At 34.2% G+C, this 19896-nt stretch carries 12 protein-coding genes; 3 read left to right on the top strand and 9 right to left on the bottom strand.

The genetic code is table 11. The features are described 5' to 3' along the window. From K5V07_RS09560 to K5V07_RS09550, 3 genes are all read right to left on the bottom strand, one after another. A complete protein-coding gene (locus K5V07_RS09560; protein WP_221917279.1) occupies positions 1 to 2391 on the bottom strand; it encodes a 3-hydroxyacyl-CoA dehydrogenase/enoyl-CoA hydratase family protein in 2391 nt (796 codons plus the stop codon). Between the two features lie 67 nt (positions 2392 to 2458). Next, complete coding sequence (locus K5V07_RS09555) at positions 2459 to 2947, bottom strand: MarR family winged helix-turn-helix transcriptional regulator (RefSeq protein ID WP_144892568.1); 489 nt, start codon at positions 2945 to 2947, stop codon at positions 2459 to 2461. Between the two features lie 280 nt (positions 2948 to 3227). After that, entirely contained in the window at positions 3228 to 5003 is a 1776-nt protein-coding gene (locus K5V07_RS09550) for a long-chain fatty acid--CoA ligase (protein WP_221917277.1), read from the bottom strand. Positions 5004 to 5481: 478 nt separating this feature from the next. Between K5V07_RS09550 and K5V07_RS09545 the strand changes: the two genes are divergently transcribed. Next, entirely contained in the window at positions 5482 to 6405 is a 924-nt protein-coding gene (locus K5V07_RS09545) for a LysR family transcriptional regulator (protein ID WP_221917276.1), read from the top strand. Positions 6406 to 6483: 78 nt separating this feature from the next. Here the strand turns inward: K5V07_RS09545 and K5V07_RS09540 are convergent, their stop codons facing one another. From K5V07_RS09540 to K5V07_RS09515, 6 genes are all read right to left on the bottom strand, one after another. Then, the gene (locus tag K5V07_RS09540) at positions 6484 to 7443 is read right to left on the bottom strand and encodes a fasciclin domain-containing protein (protein WP_221917275.1); all 960 of its coding nucleotides are present in this window, start codon (positions 7441 to 7443) and stop codon (positions 6484 to 6486) included. A gap of 18 nt (positions 7444 to 7461) precedes the next feature. Next, complete coding sequence (locus K5V07_RS09535) at positions 7462 to 8346, bottom strand: hypothetical protein (RefSeq protein WP_221917274.1); 885 nt, start codon at positions 8344 to 8346, stop codon at positions 7462 to 7464. A 372-nt stretch (positions 8347 to 8718) separates the two neighbouring features. Continuing rightward, a complete protein-coding gene (purL, locus tag K5V07_RS09530) occupies positions 8719 to 12381 on the bottom strand; it encodes a phosphoribosylformylglycinamidine synthase (protein ID WP_221917273.1) in 3663 nt (1220 codons plus the stop codon). Between the two features lie 92 nt (positions 12382 to 12473). After that, positions 12474 to 14315: an endonuclease gene (locus K5V07_RS09525; protein ID WP_221917272.1), complete on the bottom strand. Its 1842-nt coding sequence runs from the start codon at positions 14313 to 14315 to the stop codon at positions 12474 to 12476. A gap of 385 nt (positions 14316 to 14700) precedes the next feature. Further along, the gene (locus tag K5V07_RS09520) at positions 14701 to 16539 is read right to left on the bottom strand and encodes an endonuclease (RefSeq protein ID WP_221917271.1); all 1839 of its coding nucleotides are present in this window, start codon (positions 16537 to 16539) and stop codon (positions 14701 to 14703) included. Between the two features lie 163 nt (positions 16540 to 16702). Continuing rightward, on the bottom strand, positions 16703 to 18229 hold the full coding sequence (locus tag K5V07_RS09515) for a hypothetical protein (RefSeq protein ID WP_221917270.1): 1527 nt from the start codon (positions 18227 to 18229) through the stop codon (positions 16703 to 16705). Between the two features lie 112 nt (positions 18230 to 18341). On the opposite strand from K5V07_RS09515, the gene K5V07_RS09510 reads away from it, so the two are divergent. Both K5V07_RS09510 and K5V07_RS09505 read left to right on the top strand, forming a co-directional pair. Continuing rightward, a complete protein-coding gene (locus tag K5V07_RS09510) occupies positions 18342 to 18779 on the top strand; it encodes a PaaI family thioesterase (protein WP_221917269.1) in 438 nt (145 codons plus the stop codon). Positions 18780 to 18787: 8 nt separating this feature from the next. After that, positions 18788 to 19870, top strand: a complete 1083-nt coding sequence (locus K5V07_RS09505; RefSeq protein WP_255577910.1) for a chorismate-binding protein — start codon at positions 18788 to 18790, stop codon at positions 19868 to 19870. Positions 19871 to 19896 lie beyond the last annotated feature (26 nt).

The following is a 19896-nucleotide window of genomic DNA, read 5'->3' as shown; positions in this document are numbered from 1 at the left end:
TTAATTTCTCAACGGTTTCCCTTTGGTCAACATAAATTGGATTCTTTCTAATGTTTTTCTTTCTGTACATAATGACAAGAAAGCTTCTCTTTCAATGTCTAATAAATATTGTTCGCTTACTAGTGTTGGCTCAGATAAATCACCACCTGCCATTACGTAAGCTAGTTTATTAGCTATTTTTTTATCATGTTCAGAGATGTATTTTCCAGCTTCCATTTGATCTGTACCTACTAAGAACATCCCAAGAGCTTGTTTTCCTAGTACTTTTACATCCGTTCTACGTATCGGTTGTGTGTAACCAGCTTCGGCCATCAAGAGTGCATGTTTTTTTGCTTCTGCAATCTGTCTGTCTTTATTGATTACAATGATATCTTTACTGTGCTGTAATAATCCAGTGTCAAATGCCTCGTATCCTGATGTAGATACTTTTGCCATTGCTATAGTCAAGAAATATTCTTGCAATACATTTAACTCAACATCATTTTTATGGAATAAATCAGAGGCACGCATAGCCAATTCTTTAGATCCACCACCGCCAGGAATAACCCCAACACCAAATTCAACTAATCCCATATAGGTTTCTGCTGCAGCAACAACTTTGTCAGCATGCAAACTCATTTCGCAACCACCTCCAAAAGTCATTCCGTGTGGTGCCACTACAACTGGAATTCCAGAGTAACGTACGCGCATCATCGTGTCTTGGAACATTTTGATAGCCATATTCAACTCATCATACTCTTGCTCCACAGCCATCATGAAAATCATTCCAATATTGGCACCCACAGAGAAGTTTGCTGCTTGATTACCAATAACCAACCCTTGATATTCTTTCTCAGATAAATCAATTGCTTTATTGATAGCTTGTAAAACATCACCACCAATTGTGTTCATTTTAGATTGGAATTCTAAATTCAAAATCCCGTCTCCTAAATCTTGGATGATTGCACCGCTGTTACTCCAAACTTTTTTGCTTTCGCGAATGTTATTTAGAATAATAAAGGCGTCTTGTCCTGGAATTTTTGTTTGTGATTTTGTATCAATATTATAGAAAAACGTAGATCCTTCTTTTACTGAATAGAAACTAGTGTTTCCAGAAGCTAACATTTCATTTACCCATGCAGCAGGAGCTAAACCTTCTGCCTTCATGATTTCAATTCCTTTTTCAACACCTATAGCATCCCAAATTTCAAATGGTCCATTTTCCCATCCAAAACCGGCTTTCATAGCATCATCTATCTTGTAAAATTCATCTGAAATTTCAGGAACTCTGTTGGACACATAAGCAAATAGACCAGCAAAACTTTTTCTATAAAATTCACCTGCTTTATCTTTTCCTTTTACAAGAACTTTAAAACGGTTGATTGGTTTATCAATTGTTTTGGTAAGTTCAAGTGTTGCAAAAGATGCTTTTTTAGCAGCTCTATATTCTAACGTATCTAGATCTAAGGTTAAGATGTCTTTACCTTCTTTTTTATAAAATCCTTGTCCTGTTTTGCTACCCAACCATTTGTTTTCCATCATTGTGTTTACAAATGCAGGAAGTTTAAATAAGTCGTGTTGTTCATCATTTGGACAGTTTTCATAAATACCATTGGCAACATGAACCAAAGTATCTAAACCTACAACATCAACAGTTCTGAAAGTAGCCGATTTTGGACGACCAATAACAGGTCCAGTTAATTTATCAACTTCTTCAATAGTAAGTCCCATTTCTTTTACCAAGTGAAACAAACTTTGAATTCCGTAAATTCCAATTCGGTTTCCAATAAACGCTGGAGTATCTTTGGCCAAAACTGAAGTTTTCCCTAAAAATTTCTCTCCATAAACCGTAAGAAAATCTAAAACCTCTGTGCTTGTTTGTGGACCAGGAATGATTTCAAATAATTTTAAGTAACGCGCTGGGTTAAAAAAGTGAGTCCCGCAAAAATGCTTTTGAAAATCTTCACTTCTACCTTCACTCATAAAATGAATAGGAATACCAGAAGTATTAGAAGTAACCAATGTTCCAGGTTTTCTAAATTTTTCTATTTGTTCAAAAACTAATTTTTTAATATCAAGTCTTTCTACAACAACCTCAATAATCCAATCTACACCAGCAATCTTTGCCATGTCATCTGTTGTATTACCAGTTGTGATGCGGTTCGCAAATTTTTGACTGTAAATAGGGGATGGTTTTGATTTCAAAGAATTGGCTAAATGCTCATTTACCAATCGATTTCTAACAATTTTACTCTCTAGTGTGAGTCCTTTTTTTGCTTCGGCATCAGTCAATTCTCTTGGGATAATGTCCAAAAGCAATACTTCAACTCCAATGTTAGCAAAATGACAAGCAATTCCAGATCCCATAATTCCGGATCCTATTACTGCAACTTTTTTGATGGTGCGTTTCATACTTCGTTTATGTTTGTTTTTTTTAATTTGTAATGGTTTATCTGTCAAATGATATATTAGATCCTAATTAAACGGTTTCCTTAGTTTCTAATTTTTCAACAGGTATATCAAGCGTGTGGGTGTTGTTAAAAATATTCTTTTCTACAATTAATTCGTTAATAACATCCGCAACTTCAACAAAATGTTGTAGTTTTTCTTCAGAAATTGATTTGCGTACAGCATCATTAAATTTTAGCACTGTATTTTTTGAAAGTTCTCTTTTTTCTTTTCCAAATTCTGTCAAATAAATCAATACTCCACGACCATCTTCAGGATTTTTCTTTCGAATAATCAATCCTTTTTCCTCCATTGATTTAAGAGTTCTTGTCAAGCTTGTGGCTTCCATTCCCATTTTAGGTCCTAAAGAAGTTGATGGAGTTCCACCTTCTTTATCGATACTCAACAAAGCAAATCCTGTTGCCATACTAGCATCATATTTTGATGCTTCTTCGTTATACATTCTGGCGACTGCTTGCCATGTTGCTCTTAATATGTAATCTATTGTTTTATCTTTCATGGGAAACTATATCGATTTCAAATATAATAAAAAAAATACTATGCACGCATAATAAAAGTGTTTTTTTTATTAAAAATTTATTAAATATAAAAAAACATTCTTGAATATGAGAACTTTATAAGGTAAAGTATCTTGTGATTGGTTGTAGTCAATATGTTGTTATAACCAGACAAAGCCATATTTTTAGACCAAAAAAAAAGCCACAAGTAAAACTTATGGCTGATAATGGGTAACATTATATTTTAATTTAAAATCCTTGAGAAGGTTTTAAGACATTATATTAATTGTAAATTTTATTAAATAAGTCAGCATATTTTTGTAAAACTATTTTTCGTTTTAATTTTAGAGTAGGAGTGAGTTCTCCTCCTTCAATAGACCATATATTTGGCGTAAGTTCAAAACGTTTTATTTTTTCCCAATTTCCAAATTTTTCATTCAAAGTATCAATTTCTTGTTGAATGCGTTCTATTACTTTTTCATTGGCTACAATAGCTTCATTGCTGCTACCTAATTCAATTTTATGAATTAAAGCCCATTCTTTAATAAATTCAAAACTAGGTTGAATGAAGGCTCCAGGCATTTTTTGTCCATCACCTATAACCATGATTTGCTCAATAAAGCGAGATTGTTTCATGGTATTTTCAATTAGTTGCGGAGCAATATATTTACCTCCTGAGGTTTTAAACATTTCTTTTTTACGATCTGTTATCTTCAAGAATCCTTCTTTGTCAAATTCTCCTATGTCACCTGTATGAAAGTAATTATCTGTAATAACCTCACTGGTTAATTGTGGGTCTTTGTAATATCCCATCATTACATTGGGTCCTTTACAAAGAATTTCACCATCTTCGGCAATTACTACAGATACGTTATCAATCACTTTTCCAACTGTACCTACTCTAAAACCTTTGTTTCTAAGATCGTTTACAGAAATAACAGGAGAAGTTTCCGTCAGTCCGTATCCTTCCATTACAGGGATTTCTGCTGCTGCAAAAATTCTGGCTAATCTTGGTTGTAATGCTGCACTACCAGATACCATTAAGTCAAGTTTTCCACCTAAACCTTCTTTCCATTTACTAAAAATTAGTTTACGTGCAATTTTAAGTTGGAATTCATACCAAAATCCGTTTTTGCCATAAGGCTCATATACAAGACCTAAATCGATTGCCCAGAAAAAAAGTTTTTTCTTTATTCCTGTGAGTTCTGTTCCTTTAGCATATATTTTATCATATACTTTTTCAAGAAGTCTAGGGACAGCAGTTATTACGGTAGGTTGTACTTCCTTAATATTGTCACTGATGCGCTCAATAGATTCTCCAAAATAAATAGAGACTCCATAATATTGGTATAAATAGAGAATCATGCGTTCAAAAATATGGCAAATAGGCAAGAAGCTCAACGCTCTACTTTTTCCTGCTTCAAAAGGAATTCTTTTGGCGCTGTCTAAAACATTAGAAACTATATTTTGGTGCGATAACATTACTCCTTTTGGTCTTCCTGTTGTCCCAGAAGTGTAAATAATAGTAGCTAAATCCTCTGATTTTACATCGTTTTTGCGTTGCTCTACTGCATCTTGATGACTCATATCCTGACCTAGAACTAGCAATTCCTTCCAGTTTGTACATCCTTCTATTTCATTAAAAGAGTAAATCCCTCTTAAAGTTGGAACATTTTTTTGAACCAAACGTAATTTTCGTAACACTTCAGCATCGGATACAAAACAATAAATAGATTCAGAGTGATTTAAAATGTATTCGTAATCATCCTCGGCAATAGTTGGATAAATAGGCACAGTTTGTGCACCTGTTTGTAATACACCAATATCCATTACATTCCATTCAGTTCTATTATTAGTGGATATGATAGCAATTTTATCATTTTTTTGAACTCCTAGTTTGATCAATGCACGAGATATAGCATTGGCATTAGCAATGTATTCTTGCGTAGAGGTTTTAATCCATTCTCCATTTTGTTTGGTAACCAACGCATCCGGAATAGATGTATATTTTTCTTGTTGGTAGTAAGGGAAATCAAAGAGGCGGGTGATATTTATCATTATGGAAATATTGGTTTGAATTGCAAATTAAAAAAAAATTAGTGATTAATTTTTATAATTAGAAATTTTATAGTGAAAATTAATATTTATTGGTGTTTTCAACTTAGATATTCAAGTTTTCTACTACTTTGTTTATTTGTTTTAAATGCATAAAAATAGTGGTTATATCTTTTTGATATTAAATGTAAGTATTAAAAAAAAAGTGGTTTTTCACTGTAGTTTCTTACTAAAGGAATTACATCGCTTAATTATCATTGGAGAAGTAATTAAGCGAATATAATTCAAACAAAAATAATGGCGTTGCTGTATTTGGGTACTAATTCAAAATATCAGAAAACGAACCACTACAGTTTAATTTAACTTTATTGAAGTACTAATTCCTAATAGAAATGTTTCTTAATTAAATTTAGAGCTAAGATAATAGATGGAATGCATTAATTTTTATTTATATTTGTAATGATTACTATAAATTATATATATGAACTACACACTCCATCAACTTCAAATATTTCTTAAAGTAGTTCAAACCAAAAGTGTTACTAAAGCAGCAGAGGAACTACACCTTACACAACCCGCTGTATCTATACAATTAAAAAACTTTCAAGATCAGTTTGATATTCCGCTAGCAGAAGTGGTTGGTAGACGTTTGTATATTAGTGATTTTGGTCAGGAAATTGCTGATGTAGCTCAAAATATAATCAACCAAGTGGAGACGATAAACTATAAAACGATGGCCTTCAAGGGGCAATTGAGTGGTAGATTGAAAGTGTCAGTTGTGTCTACCGGTAAATATGTTATGCCTTATTTTTTGTCTCATTTCATGAAATTGCATTCTAGTATTGAACTGCAAATGGATGTGACCAATAAAAGTAAAGTTTTGAGTAGTCTTGAGAAAAATGAAATAGATTTTGCTTTGGTATCGGTGTTGCCTACTAATTTGAATGTGGAACGATTGGATCTTTTGCAAAATAAATTATATCTCGTTGCAAATTCAAATTTAGACAAAGCAAACCTTCAAAATCAGGATACTATTTTTAATAATGTCCCTCTTATTTTTAGAGAAAAAGGATCAGGTACACGTCAATTAATGGAAAATTTTATAAATAAAAATGCTGTAACAATTCCCAAAAAAATGGAATTAACCTCAAATGAAGCGGTAAAACAAGCTGTAATTGCAGGACTAGGATGTTCAATAATGCCACTTATTGGAATAAAAAATGAATTGGCTAATAAAGAGCTTCAGATTATTCCTTTCAAAGGATTACCTATTACCACAACGTGGAGTATTATTTGGTTAAAAGGTAAAAAACACGCGCCTGTTGCGGCTGCATTCTTAGCACATTTGGCTCAAGAAAAAGCAACTATTATTGAAGAAAAATTCAATTGGTCTGAAGGATATTGAATCTTTTTTTGGCTACAGCCCAAAAAAATAGTCTTACTTTTTAGTAAGACTATTTTTTTATAATTTATTCCTGAATTTTTATGGTAGTAAAACTCTATCAATGATATGTACCACACCGTTGCTACATTGGATATCTGGAATAACCATGTTAGCAGGAATAGTATTCCCATTACTTTTTACTGTAAATACTCCATTTAAGAACGGGCTGTATGTTAAGGTACCGCCACCAGCTGTTGTAGCTGTTGTTGCAGTTTGTTCAGATGTGAATTTACCACCACTAATAGCATGGTTTAATAGAACTTGTTGTAAAACTGCTTGAGGAGCGTTAGCTACATCTTGAATCGTTGCAAAACCAGCAGCTTTAAATGCTGCATCTGTTGGAGCATAAATAGTGAAATTGTTTGCTGGATTTGATAATGTAGGTGCTAATCCAGACGAAATAACTGCTTGTACTAAAAATGTAAGTTCTGGTGATTTAAAAACTTTAGAATCTTTAAGTAATATTGCTGAGTCTACAATGTTTACTCCGGTTGCAATCATAACTTTATCTATAGCGTGAACTGTTCCGTTACTTGCTGCTACATCAGTAAGAATTATTTTTGATCCGTTAATATACAAATCACTTCCTCTACTAATAAAACGTCTGTTTATGCTTAATGCAGATGCAGATGTTCCTCCAGCCATAATTTGGTTTGCCATTAAACTTCCGTTAGAAACGTGGTATAATAAAGTATTCGTTAAAAAACTGTTCTGCAAAACGCCAAGGCTTCCGCTATTTACAAGTCCTAATTTTGCGAAAGCATCATTTGTTGGAGCAAATACTGTATATTTTCCTGATGGATCGTTTGGGTTACTGTTACTCAATACACCAGCAACTCCACCTTGAATAGCTGCTCCTTCTAGAGTACTAAAGTTTGGATTTGCTACTGCAATTGCTGCAATACTTGGTTTCTCATCTTGGTAATCATTCTCACATGATGACAATGTAGCTAGTAATGATAGCGCTACTACTACGCTTTTTATGTTTACGTTTTTCATTTTGTTGACTGTTTTTTATTAAAATTTGTATACTAAACCACCGTATAAACCAGTTGCTTTACCAACGTTTCTACCTTCAATTACAGTGCTTGCACCTGCTGAAATACCTACTTCTTTTGTAATCGGGGTGTAAAGATTTAATCCTATTTTAGTATAATTTACTTGTGTACTTGGGAAAAAACCTGTGAATCCTTCTCCAAGAATATCAACTCCGCTTGTAGATGTTTGGTTAGCTATAAAAGCATCAGCGTAGAATAAAGATGCTGCATATCCTAATTTTACTTCACTTGAGTAAGAATTTGGAACTTCATTAGAAGCAAAGTTTCCAGCAAATTGTGCGGATGCAAAAACTCCCGAATTCATTTTATACATGGCCATACCGGTTGTACTAAATGTTGTAGAACGGTTTCCAATAGCGATGATGGATTGTAATCCCTCATTAACGTTGTAGTCTCCCACTGGAGTTTTAAGTCCCAAAGCTCCTATAAGACGTAGCGATGATTTTCCGAAATCAAAATAAAACGGACTGTACTTTACAAAAACTGAAACATCTTGAAGACCTTTTCTCTCATTTTCAAAGTTATTGTTTGTCAATACTTCTTGTGATGCATTACCAGTTGCTGTTATGTATGGTAAAACCATTACAACATCAACTTGATCCGAGATTCCGTAAACACCATAAATAGATGCGCTAGTAATTTTTACGTCATTAAAAACAGGAACGCTCTCAACTTCTTGTGGAACAAGAAAAACATTATCATATTTCTCAAAACTATAAGAAAGCGCAACATTTCCCTTTCCTTTTCCTTGCATAAAACCGCTAATTGGGCTTTGTGAAAATGCAGTGGTAACACATCCTAGTGTAGTTACTGCAAGTAATAGTACTATTTGTTTTTTAATCATAATGGTTGTTGTTTATTATTTAACTTTGTTTTTGTCATTTACGGAGATACTTCTCTTTTGGTTTTATTTTTTTTGAAAAAAAATCAATTTATTTATAAGTATCAATTTTTCAATGAGTTATACTTGCTAAATTAAGAATTACACACCTCATTGTAAAGTCTCTTTCTTAATTTTTATTTATTTTAAATAAATGCTGTAGGGTGTTATTATTAGTAATTAAATTCCATGAAATACTGTATTAACCCAAGTTTAATTCACATTCATTACTATTTACCGCATAAAATACTGAGTAACATCAAAGTATTATATAAAAAAAGGCGCTTTTGTAAAAAAGCGCCTTTTAAAAAGTTAGTTTCACTAAAATAATATACCTTATTTTTTATTTTCTATCCAAGTTCTAGCATTTACAAACGCTTCTAACCAAGGCGACACTTCGTCTTTCACACTTCTTTCTGGATAATTAGCCCAGTTCCAAGGGAAAGTAGAACGTTCAATATGTGGCATCATTACTAAATGTCTTCCTGTTGTGTCGCACATCATGGCAGTGTTGTAATCTGATCCATTTGGATTAGCAGGATAGCCTTCGTATCCATATTTGGCAACAATGTTATAGTTTTCTTCCGCCATTGGTAAGTTGAATTTTCCTTCACCATGTGAAATCCAAACGCCTAAAGTTGCACCTTCTAAACTTGATAACATCACCGAATTATTCTTCTGAATTTTTACAGAGGTGAAGCCACTTTCATGTTTATGTGAATCGTTATGTTTCATTTTACCATGCACATCGTGTTCTGGCGTAATCAATTCTAATTCCATCATTAACTGACAACCATTACAAATTCCAACGGAAAGTGTATCTTCTCTTTTAAAGAAGTTTTTTAAGGCCAAATTCGCTTTTTCATTATATAAAAACGCACCAGCCCAACCTTTTGCGGAACCTAAAACATCCGAATTGGAGAATCCACCAACAGCTCCAATAAATTGAATGTCTTCTAAGGTTTCTCGTCCAGAAATTAAATCCGTCATGTGAACGTCTTTTACATCAAAACCTGCTAAATACATCGCATTCGCCATTTCACGTTCCGAATTACTTCCTTTTTCACGAATGATTGCCGCTTTTGGTCGGTTAGTGTTGGAAACTACGGGTAATTTTCCATCAAAATGCGATGGGAAAGTAAATTGCAAAGGTTGATTCGCAAAATTTTCATAGCGCTCTAACGATTTTCCGTTTTTAGTTTGTTTTTGATCTAATAAAAAAGAGGTTTCAAACCAAATTTCTCTATATTTTGAAACATTAAATTCAAATTTGTCATTGAAGTTTGATATTGATATTGAATTTGAATTCGTAACCGTTCCAATATTGAAAATTTCAACTCCATTCGCTTTAAATGTGACTTCAACTTCAGCATCAGCTTGGAAAACTACGGCAATATTTTCAGAGAATAATAATTTAGTAGAATCGATTTCATTGATAGCAGTTAAGTCGAAATTCGCACCCAAATTCACATCAGCAAAACACATTTCTAATAAAGTTGTGATTAAGCCACCGCTTCCAATATCATGCCCGGCTTTGATTTTTCTTTCTTTAATTAAATCTTGTAACGTATTAAATGCATTTTTGAAGAAAGCCGCATTTTTGATCGTTGGCGTTTCATTTCCAACTTTATTTTGTGTTTGATTGAATGACGAACCACCTAATTTAAAAGTATCTTGTGATAAGTTTAAGTAGTAAATGTTTCCGCCATTTCGTTGTAAAACTGGTTCTACAACCTTAGTAATATTGGTACAATTTCCAGCTGCAGAAATAATAACTGTTCCTGGTGCAATAACTTCATCATTAGGATATTTTTGCTTCATAGAAAGCGAATCTTTTCCTGTTGGAATGTTAATTCCTAATTCGATAGCGAAATCTGAACAAGCTTGAACCGCTTCATATAAACGCGTATCTTCACCTTCATTTTTACAAGCCCACATCCAGTTTGCGGATAATGAAACTGAATCTAAACCATCTTTTAATGGTGCCCAAACTAAGTTAGAAAGGGATTCTGCGATAGCATTTCTTGTACCAGCAACTGGATCAATTAAAGACGAAATAGGAGCGTGGCCAATAGAAGTGGCAATTCCTTCTTTTCCTTTGAAGTCTAAAGCCATTACACCTACATTGTTTAAAGGCAATTGTAACGGTCCAGTACATTGTTGTTTGGCTACTTTTCCACCTACACAACGGTCGACTTTGTTTGTTAACCAATCTTTACAAGCCACAGCTTCAAGTTGTAAAACTTGCTCTAAATAGGTTGGTATTTCTTTTGAGTTATATTCTGAATTGCTGTAATTTCTAACAATTGTTTTGTCATTCATAATGGTTTTCGGTGAACTTCCGAAAAAGTCTTCCAAAGCATAATCCATAGGTTTTAAACCTGTAGATTTCGATTCGAATGTAAATCTGTGGTCATTAGTAACTACACCAACTTCATACATTGGAGAACGTTCTCTATCTGCAATTCGTTGTAAGATGTCCATGTCTTTCGCACCAATTACTAATCCCATTCTTTCTTGAGATTCGTTTCCGATAATTTCTTTAGCTGAAAGCGTTGGATCTCCAACTGGCAATTTATCTAAATCGATTAATCCACCTGTTTCTTCTACTAATTCAGATAAACAATTCAAATGTCCACCTGCACCATGATCATGAATAGATACAATCGGATTATTATCACTTTCTACCAAACCTCGAATAGCATTGGCGGCACGTTTTTGCATTTCTGGATTAGAACGTTGAATGGCGTTTAATTCAATTCCTGAACCAAAAGCTCCTGTATCTGCTGAGGAAACAGCAGCTCCACCCATTCCAATTCTATAGTTTTCTCCACCAAGAATGACAATTTTATCACCTTCTTGTGGTTTCTTTTTAATCGCTTGATCTAATTTTCCGTAACCAATTCCACCCGCTTGCATGATTACTTTATCGTAACCAATTTTGCGATTTTCTTCTTCGTGTTCGAATGTTAAAACTGAACCAGTAATTAACGGTTGTCCAAATTTATTTCCGAAATCCGAAGCTCCATTTGAAGCTTTAATTAAAATATCCATTGGTGTTTGATACAACCAAGGACGTTCTTCCATGGCGCCTTCATACTTGCGATTGTTTGTTAATCTTGAATAAGAAGTCATGTAAACCGCTGTTCCTGCTAAGGGTAATGAACCTTGTCCACCAGCCAATCGGTCACGAATTTCTCCTCCAGAACCTGTTGCAGCTCCGTTGAAAGGCTCAACTGTTGTTGGGAAATTATGTGTTTCTGCCTTTAAAGACAATACAGAATCAAATTCTTTTTCTTCGTAAAAATCAGGTTTGTCAGCACTTTTTGGTGCGAATTGAGTGACTTTCGGGCCTTTAACAAAAGCGACGTTATCTTTATATGCTGAAACAATATCGTTAGGGTTTTCTTGAGATGTTTTTTTGATTAACTTGAATAGGGAAGTTGGTTTTTCTTCTCCATCAACCACAAAAGTTCCATTAAAAATTTTATGACGACAATGTTCTGAATTGGCTTGTGAGAAAGCAAAAATTTCAGAATCCGTAAGTTTCCTACCTAATTTTGTAGCCAAGTTATCTAAATATTCAACTTCTTCCGAACTTAAAGCTAAACCTTCTTGTTTGTTGTAGGCATCAATATCATCAATTTCTAAAATAGCTTCTGGTTGAATAGCAATCGTAAAAATGTCTTGATGCAATTCCGCGTATTTTTGAAGCAACATCGGATCAAAATCAGTGAATTCAGCAGCTACTTTTTCGAATTCTTCAATTCTAATAATTCCAGAAATTCCCATATTTTGGGTTATTTCTACAGCATTGGTACTCCATGGCGTAACCATAGCGGCACGTGGTCCAACAAAAAAATCCGTAAGTACGGATTTTTCTAGGATATGTGCGTCGGCAAAAAGCCAATTGAGTTTTGAAATGTCTTGAGCTGAGATTTCGTTTTGCGTTTGTACTGCAAAAACGGTTTTACTTTGGTTTTCAAAGAAATGAATCATTGTTGTGTAGTTTGTTGTATTGCGGTGCAAATTTAAGCAATTAAGATTAAATTCTAAGCATAAAAAAAGCGGCAATTTTGCCGCTTTTAGTATTATTGAATAATGAGTTTTTTTACAATCTCGTTTGAGTCAATTTGTAATCGTACGAGATAAGTTCCTGGTGTGCTATTCGGAATCGTTATTTCAGATTGCGTGGTGTTTTCCAAACTGTAAATTTTTTGACCAAGGATGGAATAAATCGCAATTGAATAAGTAGTATTAGCATTGGTAATATTAAACGTTCCTCGAGATGGATTCGGATAAATTTCTACCGTATTTGTTGCTGTATTCATGCTATTTTTTGGAGTTTTACTCGCAGTTTTACTTCCTAAGTTAGAGCAAGTGTCTAATGCAAATACATCCCATTGTGTGGCTTTATTAAAAGTAGTTGAAGGTGCAGTTACGGTAGTTTTTCTGCGGATGGTTTCATCTATAGAGAAATTGGCAGTTCCACCATTAAAAGTTCCAATAATGTCAATAAGAACCCCGTTTTTAAACAAACCAACAGCGTCGTTTCCGTTAAAAGTCATCTCGGTTGCCGAAGTAGACAAGTTCGCTGAACTTGTAGCATAGCAACTAGAAGCCATTAAACTATTCACAATAGTATATTTTGCTCCATTTACTAGGGTTCCAGATAAAGTTAAACCTGTGCTCCACGCTCCAGCTCCATTGGTTTGTCTCTTGATACTATAGATTGACAAATTTACTGATGTACCTGTTGCATTTGAAATCTCTAAGGCTTTGTTGTTTGAAGAACCTTCAATGTATTCAGAGAAAAGTAAATCAGTTGCGGTGTTGTTCGAATTAGTTACCACAGTCACTGTATTACTCACACCAGAAAGATTTCCTGCTGCATCTTTTGCTCTTACAGTAAAGGCATAACTAGTAGCTGCAGTCAATCCTGTTACAGCTGTATTTAAGGCAGTAACTGTAGTTCTTAGTACGTTGTTTACATATACATTATATCCTGTAACACCAATGTTATCTGTTGCGGCTGACCAAGCTAGAGTAACAGAGGTAGTTGTTTTACTTGAAGAGATTAGGTTTAATGGTGTACTAGGCGCAGTAGTATCGGTGGTTCCACCTCCAGTAGTTCCACCCCAAATAGCTGCTACATAAGATGGATTGTCAATAAAAGGATTTCTATTACCTTGTCGTGCATAAATAGCATTGTTTCGTTCTATTTCTCTGGCACTTACGGGATCATTTGCATGCCAAGAAAGTAGTACGTTTAAAAAGGCAGTAGTAAATACCTGGTTGCTGCTCCCATCAAACATAGCAAAAGGATAGCCAGCTACCGTATTTTCATAACGTGTAGCAAAATAAAAATACATACGAGCTATATCGCCTTTGAAAGCCGCTGCAGGTTCAAAAACAGTTCCAGTATATCCAGAAACAGCACTTGTGCCTAATTTACTTCCATTTAAAGTAGTTGTTGAAGCTGTTGCCACATTTCCGTGCGGAAAATTAGATCGTAAACCGTTTACTTTTCCATCAGTTGGCGGAATAAAATGAGCATCAGATACCATAGGTGCTGCCGAGTTAAATACTGATTGCGGAATCATGTGTTCTCTATTGTAGCAGTCGCCCTCTACAGCGTAGGTACCACATTGCCCTGTTGTAAGGGTAAATGTATATGGATCAGTTCCATTTTGATTCTCAGAATACAAGTCGAAAATAGTGTTGTCATTTTCATTTTGATGGTCCCTATCCGATGTTGCATAAGTAGTCCATAATCCGGCATACCCTTGATCAGTATGGCCTTTTATTACATTGTATAGTTGGGTTTTTAAAGTGTATCCAGTTCCAGTTGCTGTACTGTAATAGCCGCTTGGTGCTTGTGCTGATGCAACAGATAAGAATAAAAATAATAATGCAGTGTAGATGTGTTTCATAATTGCCTTTTAAATTAGTTTGCTTTGTGTTTGTTTTAAATACCTTACAAGTTGTTTATGAGGGTTTTAAGACGGTGCAAATTTATAATTTTAAATAGCTTTAATGTTATGAAATTGTAAAGATATATAGCATTTTGTTATATAATAGGGTTTAAAATTATCAAAAGTAAAATCATTCTTACTTTAATGTGCGAATTTTGTATTTTTAATCCGCTAGCATATTTTATAAATTTTTTTTAGAATTCATTCTAAAAGAATATTTCTTATATCCTCTATTTTTAAATCTTATACGATATTATAGTAGTACTTTAATTCTTGTTAAATTAAAAAATATGTATATAAAAAAAGCGGCACTCAGTGCCGCTTGGTATCTTCTAGATTGCTCTTAATTTACAATCAATTTTTTTGTAAATGTTTTGCTTGAAGAAGTAATTTTAACAATGTAAATTCCTCTTTCAAGACCATTTAAAATTGCAGTGTTACTATTGTTAAAGTTTTCTTCAAATACTTTTTGTCCTGTAATTGAATACACTTGAACAGAATATTTTTCGTTTTCACTTGGGAAATTGATTTTTGCCACTCCTTTTGATGGGTTTGGATAAAGCAAAATTCCGTTGCTTTCAAAATCTTCGCTAGATAATGTTGTAACTGTATGAGTACCTATTCCATCGCAAGTATTGTTTGCAAATGAATCCCACTCTGCAGTTTTATCAAAAGTTGTATTTGGAGCAGTGATGCTTGGTTTTCTACGTAAGGTAACATCAGCAGCAAAATTAGCTGTTCCTCCATTGAAAGTTCCAATAATATCAATCAATACACCGTTTTTGAACAATCCCATTGGGTCATTGCCATTAAATGCCTCTTGGGCTGATGATAAATTGGCATTAGCTACTGGATAACATGTTGTTGCCATTTGTGGATCAACTAAAACAAATACTGCACCGGAGTTTAATGTCCCAGTTAAATTTAATCCTGTTGTCCATGCTCCAGCACCATTAGATTGTTTTTTAATGGAATATCCAGTTAAATCTACAGCAGCTCCAGTAAAGTTGGCAATTTCTAATGCTTTGTTAAAACTACTTCCTTCAACGTACTCAGAAAAGAATAGTTCTGTTGCTCCAGCACCGCCTGTTGGCGCAGCAGTAGTTGTTCCTGTTACTGATCCACTTGCCGCAGATGAGTTTCTAGCATCATCTCTTGCTATGATGTAAAAGATATAACCAGTTGATGGTAATAAGCCCGTTACTGTAGTTGTTAATCCAGTTTGACTTGACTTTAACGTTCCGTTCATATAAATATCATATCCAGTTACAGCAACATTATCAGTAGCAGCGTTCCATGTAAGTGTCATTGTATTAGCAGTAGTGTTACTAACCGTTAAGTTTGTAACTACTGATGGAGCTTCTGTATCTGCAGGTTCTGTAGTCCAAACAGCAGCAACATAATTTGGATTATCTATGTAAGGATTTCGATTATTTTGACGTGCATAAATGGCATTGTTTCTTTCTATTTCGCGTGGACTTACTGGATCTAGATTGTGCCAAGAAATAAGTTGTGCTAAAAAGGCATCTGTGAATACTTTTCCAGTTGAGTTATTAAACATAGCGTAACTATAACCAGCAACAGTGTTTTCATAACGCGTTGCAAAATAGAAATACATACGGGCAATATCACCTTTAAATTCATCAATAGGTTCAAAAACAGGTCCACTATATCCTGCAGTTGTACTAGCTCCTAGTTTACTTCCGTTTAAAGTTGTTTCTGAAGCAACTGCAACATTAGCATGAGGATAATTGGAACGTAGACCATTTACTTTTCCATCCGTTGGAGTAATAAAGTGTGCATCAGATACCATAGGCGACTGTTCGTTGAATACCGATTGTGGTATAATATGTTCTCTATTATAGCAATCTCCTTCTTTTACGTAATTTCCACATCTTTGTGTTGATGCAATGCTATATGTATAAGGGTCAGTTCCTGCAGGGTTTTCAGAGTACATGTCTAATACTGTTCCATCTTTTTCAAAAAAATTATCTATGTCAGATGTAGAATAAGTTACATATAAGTCCCCGTATGATAATGTGGTATGCCCTTTTATGATATTGTACAATTGTGTTTTGAGGGTGTATCCTGATCCTGTAGCGGTACTGTAGTATCCTGCAGGTGCTTGTGCAAAAACAGCAGTAAAAAATAATAAAAAGAACAAAGAGTAAATTTGTTTCATAATCTGATTTAAAGTTAGTTGAATTAAATTTGATTTGTTTTTGGTTTTATAAATCGCCCAAAACTACTACTTATTTCTTAAATGTAGGTTTCCAAATCTTTAATTCAAATAAACTTTATTTTTTCAGAGCAGTAAAAAGCGTATGTATCTGACTTGTAATATTTTATTTGGGGAAAACTTTGTTTTGAAATGCACCTAAATCCGGCGGAAGTGTTCTCGTATTACCAATAATATCTTGATTTATAAGAAAAGACGCATTTCCTTTTGCGAAAGCCGCCGAAGTATCGTCAATATTCAATTTGTTTTTTGATACGTTCAAAAATTTAGGGTCTTTATTGAGTAGTATGGCTTTGTAATGTAAAGGATCTATATCAAATTGATACAAAGGATTTGTACTAGCAGTGCTGGAGCGGTTATCAAACTTAATCAAGCAGTTGTTAAATTGGTATTCAAATGCAGCTGTTGTTTTTTTACTCAATGTCATTTCAGTTGCATATGATCCGTAAATAATACAATTATTAAACTTAGCTCCTGTAAGGTCTTTTGACTCTGGAACAGCACCAGTAATAAAATTGCTTACAATCAAAGCTTGTTGCTGTGAACTATTCCAGTTGTTGTTAAAAGTACTATGTGTAAAAGTGTAATTACCTCCATAAGTACAAGCTAGGGTTGCTTGTCCTGCTGCATTTATTACAATGTTTTGACCTTCAATTTTTGCGGTCTGCGCCAATATTCCGTAGTTGCTGCTGTTGTAAATTTGGGTATTCTTAATTTGAACTGTGGATCCGTCATTGTTTTGAATTAACAAACCTATGCTGGCATTTTTTATGGTTAAGTTTTCAAAGCTGTTGTTGGTACTGCCGCTGCTTAGCCATACAGTTCCCCATTGTCCGGGCACGTCAGCAAATGCGGGTTCTAATCGGTCGCCCTCAAAAACAACTTCGTTTTCCATTTTTGGAGTTAAGGATTGTTTTCCTTTGACTTGAATAGATCCTTTGTTGGCTACCACAATCCCCGAATTGGCATGAAAATAAACACGAGAGCCAGCTTCAAAAATGGCTGTCTTTTCTGGAGGCACTGCGGCGTAACCATAAATTACGTAGGGTTTTGTTTTGGTGAAAACCAATTCGTTTCCATGTACAGGATCATTTTCGTTGAGGTAAAAACCATTTATTTTTTCGTTACCCACCGGAAGTGTTTCAGTTGTTCCATCAGAAAAGCGTTCTGGATATAAAAAGATAGCATCTTGAACAAGCGTAACGAGTGCCACATTTTGTTGATTACTCCCACTGTCAAATTCAATTTGATCAGTGTATAAAAAGGTATCCGAACTGACGTCAGTAATCGCTGCGGTAGTTTCTATAAAAATAAATAAGCTGTCGCGCGCAAGTATGGGAACATTACTAAAAATTTTCCCATTGTTTCCTTGTAAACCGTCTACTGTCATTCGGTATTTAGAATTCAAGCCTTTACCAAGTTTTATGGTAGGTATTGAAATATCATTTTTACTTCGGTTGTATACCTTTAGCATATAGGTGCTTGAGCTGATATTTGAAAAAACAGTATCCAGATAAACGGTATCTTTTGAAAATTTTAAATCACCAGTACTCGGTATTGTTTCAAAATCAGATCGGCAAGAACTGAAAGCAATTGTTAGTACACCAAGTAGGATAAGTATTTTGAAACGCATGGTAATTTTTTTGTAAAAATAACAAAAATCTATTTTGTAAAACATATTAACAATTGTATTTGCGCATTGCTATTGTTACTTTATTTATTTTTACATTTTTAAACCAACAATTATGACTTTCGATAAAGAGAAAATTTTAAGCTACTGCAATCATGTTTCTAAAAACACTTTAATGCAAACTTTGCAGATTGAGTACGTGGATGCTGGAGAAGATTTCTTAGTAGCTACCATGCCAGTTAATGCTACCGTTCATCAACCTATGGGATTGTTGCATGGAGGTGCATCTGTAGCATTAGCTGAAAGTGTAGGTAGTGCTGCATCTATGATTTATGTTAATTCGGATGTTAGCGAAGTACGCGGAATTGAAATATCTGCCAATCATCTTAAAGCTAAAAGAGAGGGAATTGTTACCGCAACAGCCCGAATCATTCACCGCGGTAAGAGCATTCACTTGTGGGAAATTAAAATTACGGATGAAAATAACGCTCTTATTTCGCTTTGTAAATTAACTAATATGGTGCTTCCTAAACGTAAAACTACCGATAAGTAATGGAGGAAATGATCCAGAAAGTACAAGATCACTTGCTTGACAAGCTACCCTTTGTTTTGTACCGGAAACCCAATCAAAAAGAAATTACGGGTTATTTACAACAAGAGGATACTTTATTTTCTATTAATGATTTTAAAGAAAAAGGATTCGTTATTTCTTCATTTGATGGAGCAAATACGTATTATATCCCTGAAGAAAAAGCCGAAAAATTCCAATGGAAGTACCAAGAATCATTTATTCAAAAGGAAGAAAAAAGCCTTCCTTTTTTTGAAAGCAAAGATAAGGAAGTATTTGTAAGCTTGGTTAGTAAAGGGGTTCAAGCTATTAATAATAAGGAGTTTGGAAAAGTAGTATTGTCTCGGAATGAAATTGTAGCTCTAGAAAATAAAAGTGTATTTGAGATTTATGAATCCTTGGTGTACAGTTATCCTACTGCTTTTGTCTATTGTTTTTATCACCCAAACATAGGTACGTGGCTGGGTGCAACTCCAGAATTACTTCTAAATGTAAAAGAGGATGTTTTAAAAACCATTTCGCTGGCAGGAACTCAAAAAGATGTTGGTACTCCAGATGTTTATTGGCAAAACAAAGAAATTGAGGAGCAGCAATTTGTCACTGATTTTATTGTTTCAAAATTGCAGAACGAGTTGGAAGCAGTTACAGTGTCTAAACCCTACAGCACTCAAGCGGGTTCTTTGTGGCATATTAGGACAGATATCTCAGGTACAATTACACCAGTAACATCATTTGAAAAGATAATTCAAGTTTTACATCCTACACCAGCTGTATGTGGTTTACCAAAGGAAAGTGCCAAAAAATTTATTATTGAAAACGAAAATTACGATAGGGAATTTTATACGGGTTTTTTAGGTGAGTTGAATTGTGATGTCGATACCGGTAAACAAAACGCTAATTTATATGTAAATTTGAGATGCATGCAAATTAAAGCTAATGAACAGGATATGGTAAATAAGCAGAATTTAAAACAAGTGGTTTTGTACATGGGTTGCGGTGTAACTAAAGACAGTATTCCCGAAAAAGAGTGGGATGAAAGTGTCAATAAATCCATGACCATGAAAAAAGTATTGTAATCATTATCATAGCAATTAATAATAAT

It is taken from the genome of Flavobacterium sp. CHNK8, assembly GCF_019774515.1.
GTDB classification, from domain to species: Bacteria; Bacteroidota; Bacteroidia; order Flavobacteriales; family Flavobacteriaceae; genus Flavobacterium; species Flavobacterium tiangeerense.
Note: the sequence above shows the minus strand (reverse complement) of the source record. Positions and strands in the feature narration are given on the sequence as shown.

Coding starts and splice junctions, on each gene's coding strand:
- K5V07_RS09560 (WP_221917279.1), bottom strand. CDS start 2,391: ATGAAACGCACCATCAAAAAAGTTGCAGTAATAGGATCCGGAATTATG.
- K5V07_RS09555 (WP_144892568.1), bottom strand. CDS start 2,947: ATGAAAGATAAAACAATAGATTACATATTAAGAGCAACATGGCAAGCA.
- K5V07_RS09550 (WP_221917277.1), bottom strand. CDS start 5,003: ATGATAAATATCACCCGCCTCTTTGATTTCCCTTACTACCAACAAGAA.
- K5V07_RS09545 (WP_221917276.1), top strand. CDS start 5,482: ATGAACTACACACTCCATCAACTTCAAATATTTCTTAAAGTAGTTCAA.
- K5V07_RS09540 (WP_221917275.1), bottom strand. CDS start 7,443: ATGAAAAACGTAAACATAAAAAGCGTAGTAGTAGCGCTATCATTACTA.
- K5V07_RS09535 (WP_221917274.1), bottom strand. CDS start 8,346: ATGATTAAAAAACAAATAGTACTATTACTTGCAGTAACTACACTAGGA.
- purL (WP_221917273.1), bottom strand. CDS start 12,381: ATGATTCATTTCTTTGAAAACCAAAGTAAAACCGTTTTTGCAGTACAA.
- K5V07_RS09525 (WP_221917272.1), bottom strand. CDS start 14,315: ATGAAACACATCTACACTGCATTATTATTTTTATTCTTATCTGTTGCA.
- K5V07_RS09520 (WP_221917271.1), bottom strand. CDS start 16,539: ATGAAACAAATTTACTCTTTGTTCTTTTTATTATTTTTTACTGCTGTT.
- K5V07_RS09515 (WP_221917270.1), bottom strand. CDS start 18,229: ATGCGTTTCAAAATACTTATCCTACTTGGTGTACTAACAATTGCTTTC.
- K5V07_RS09510 (WP_221917269.1), top strand. CDS start 18,342: ATGACTTTCGATAAAGAGAAAATTTTAAGCTACTGCAATCATGTTTCT.
- K5V07_RS09505 (WP_255577910.1), top strand. CDS start 18,788: ATGATCCAGAAAGTACAAGATCACTTGCTTGACAAGCTACCCTTTGTT.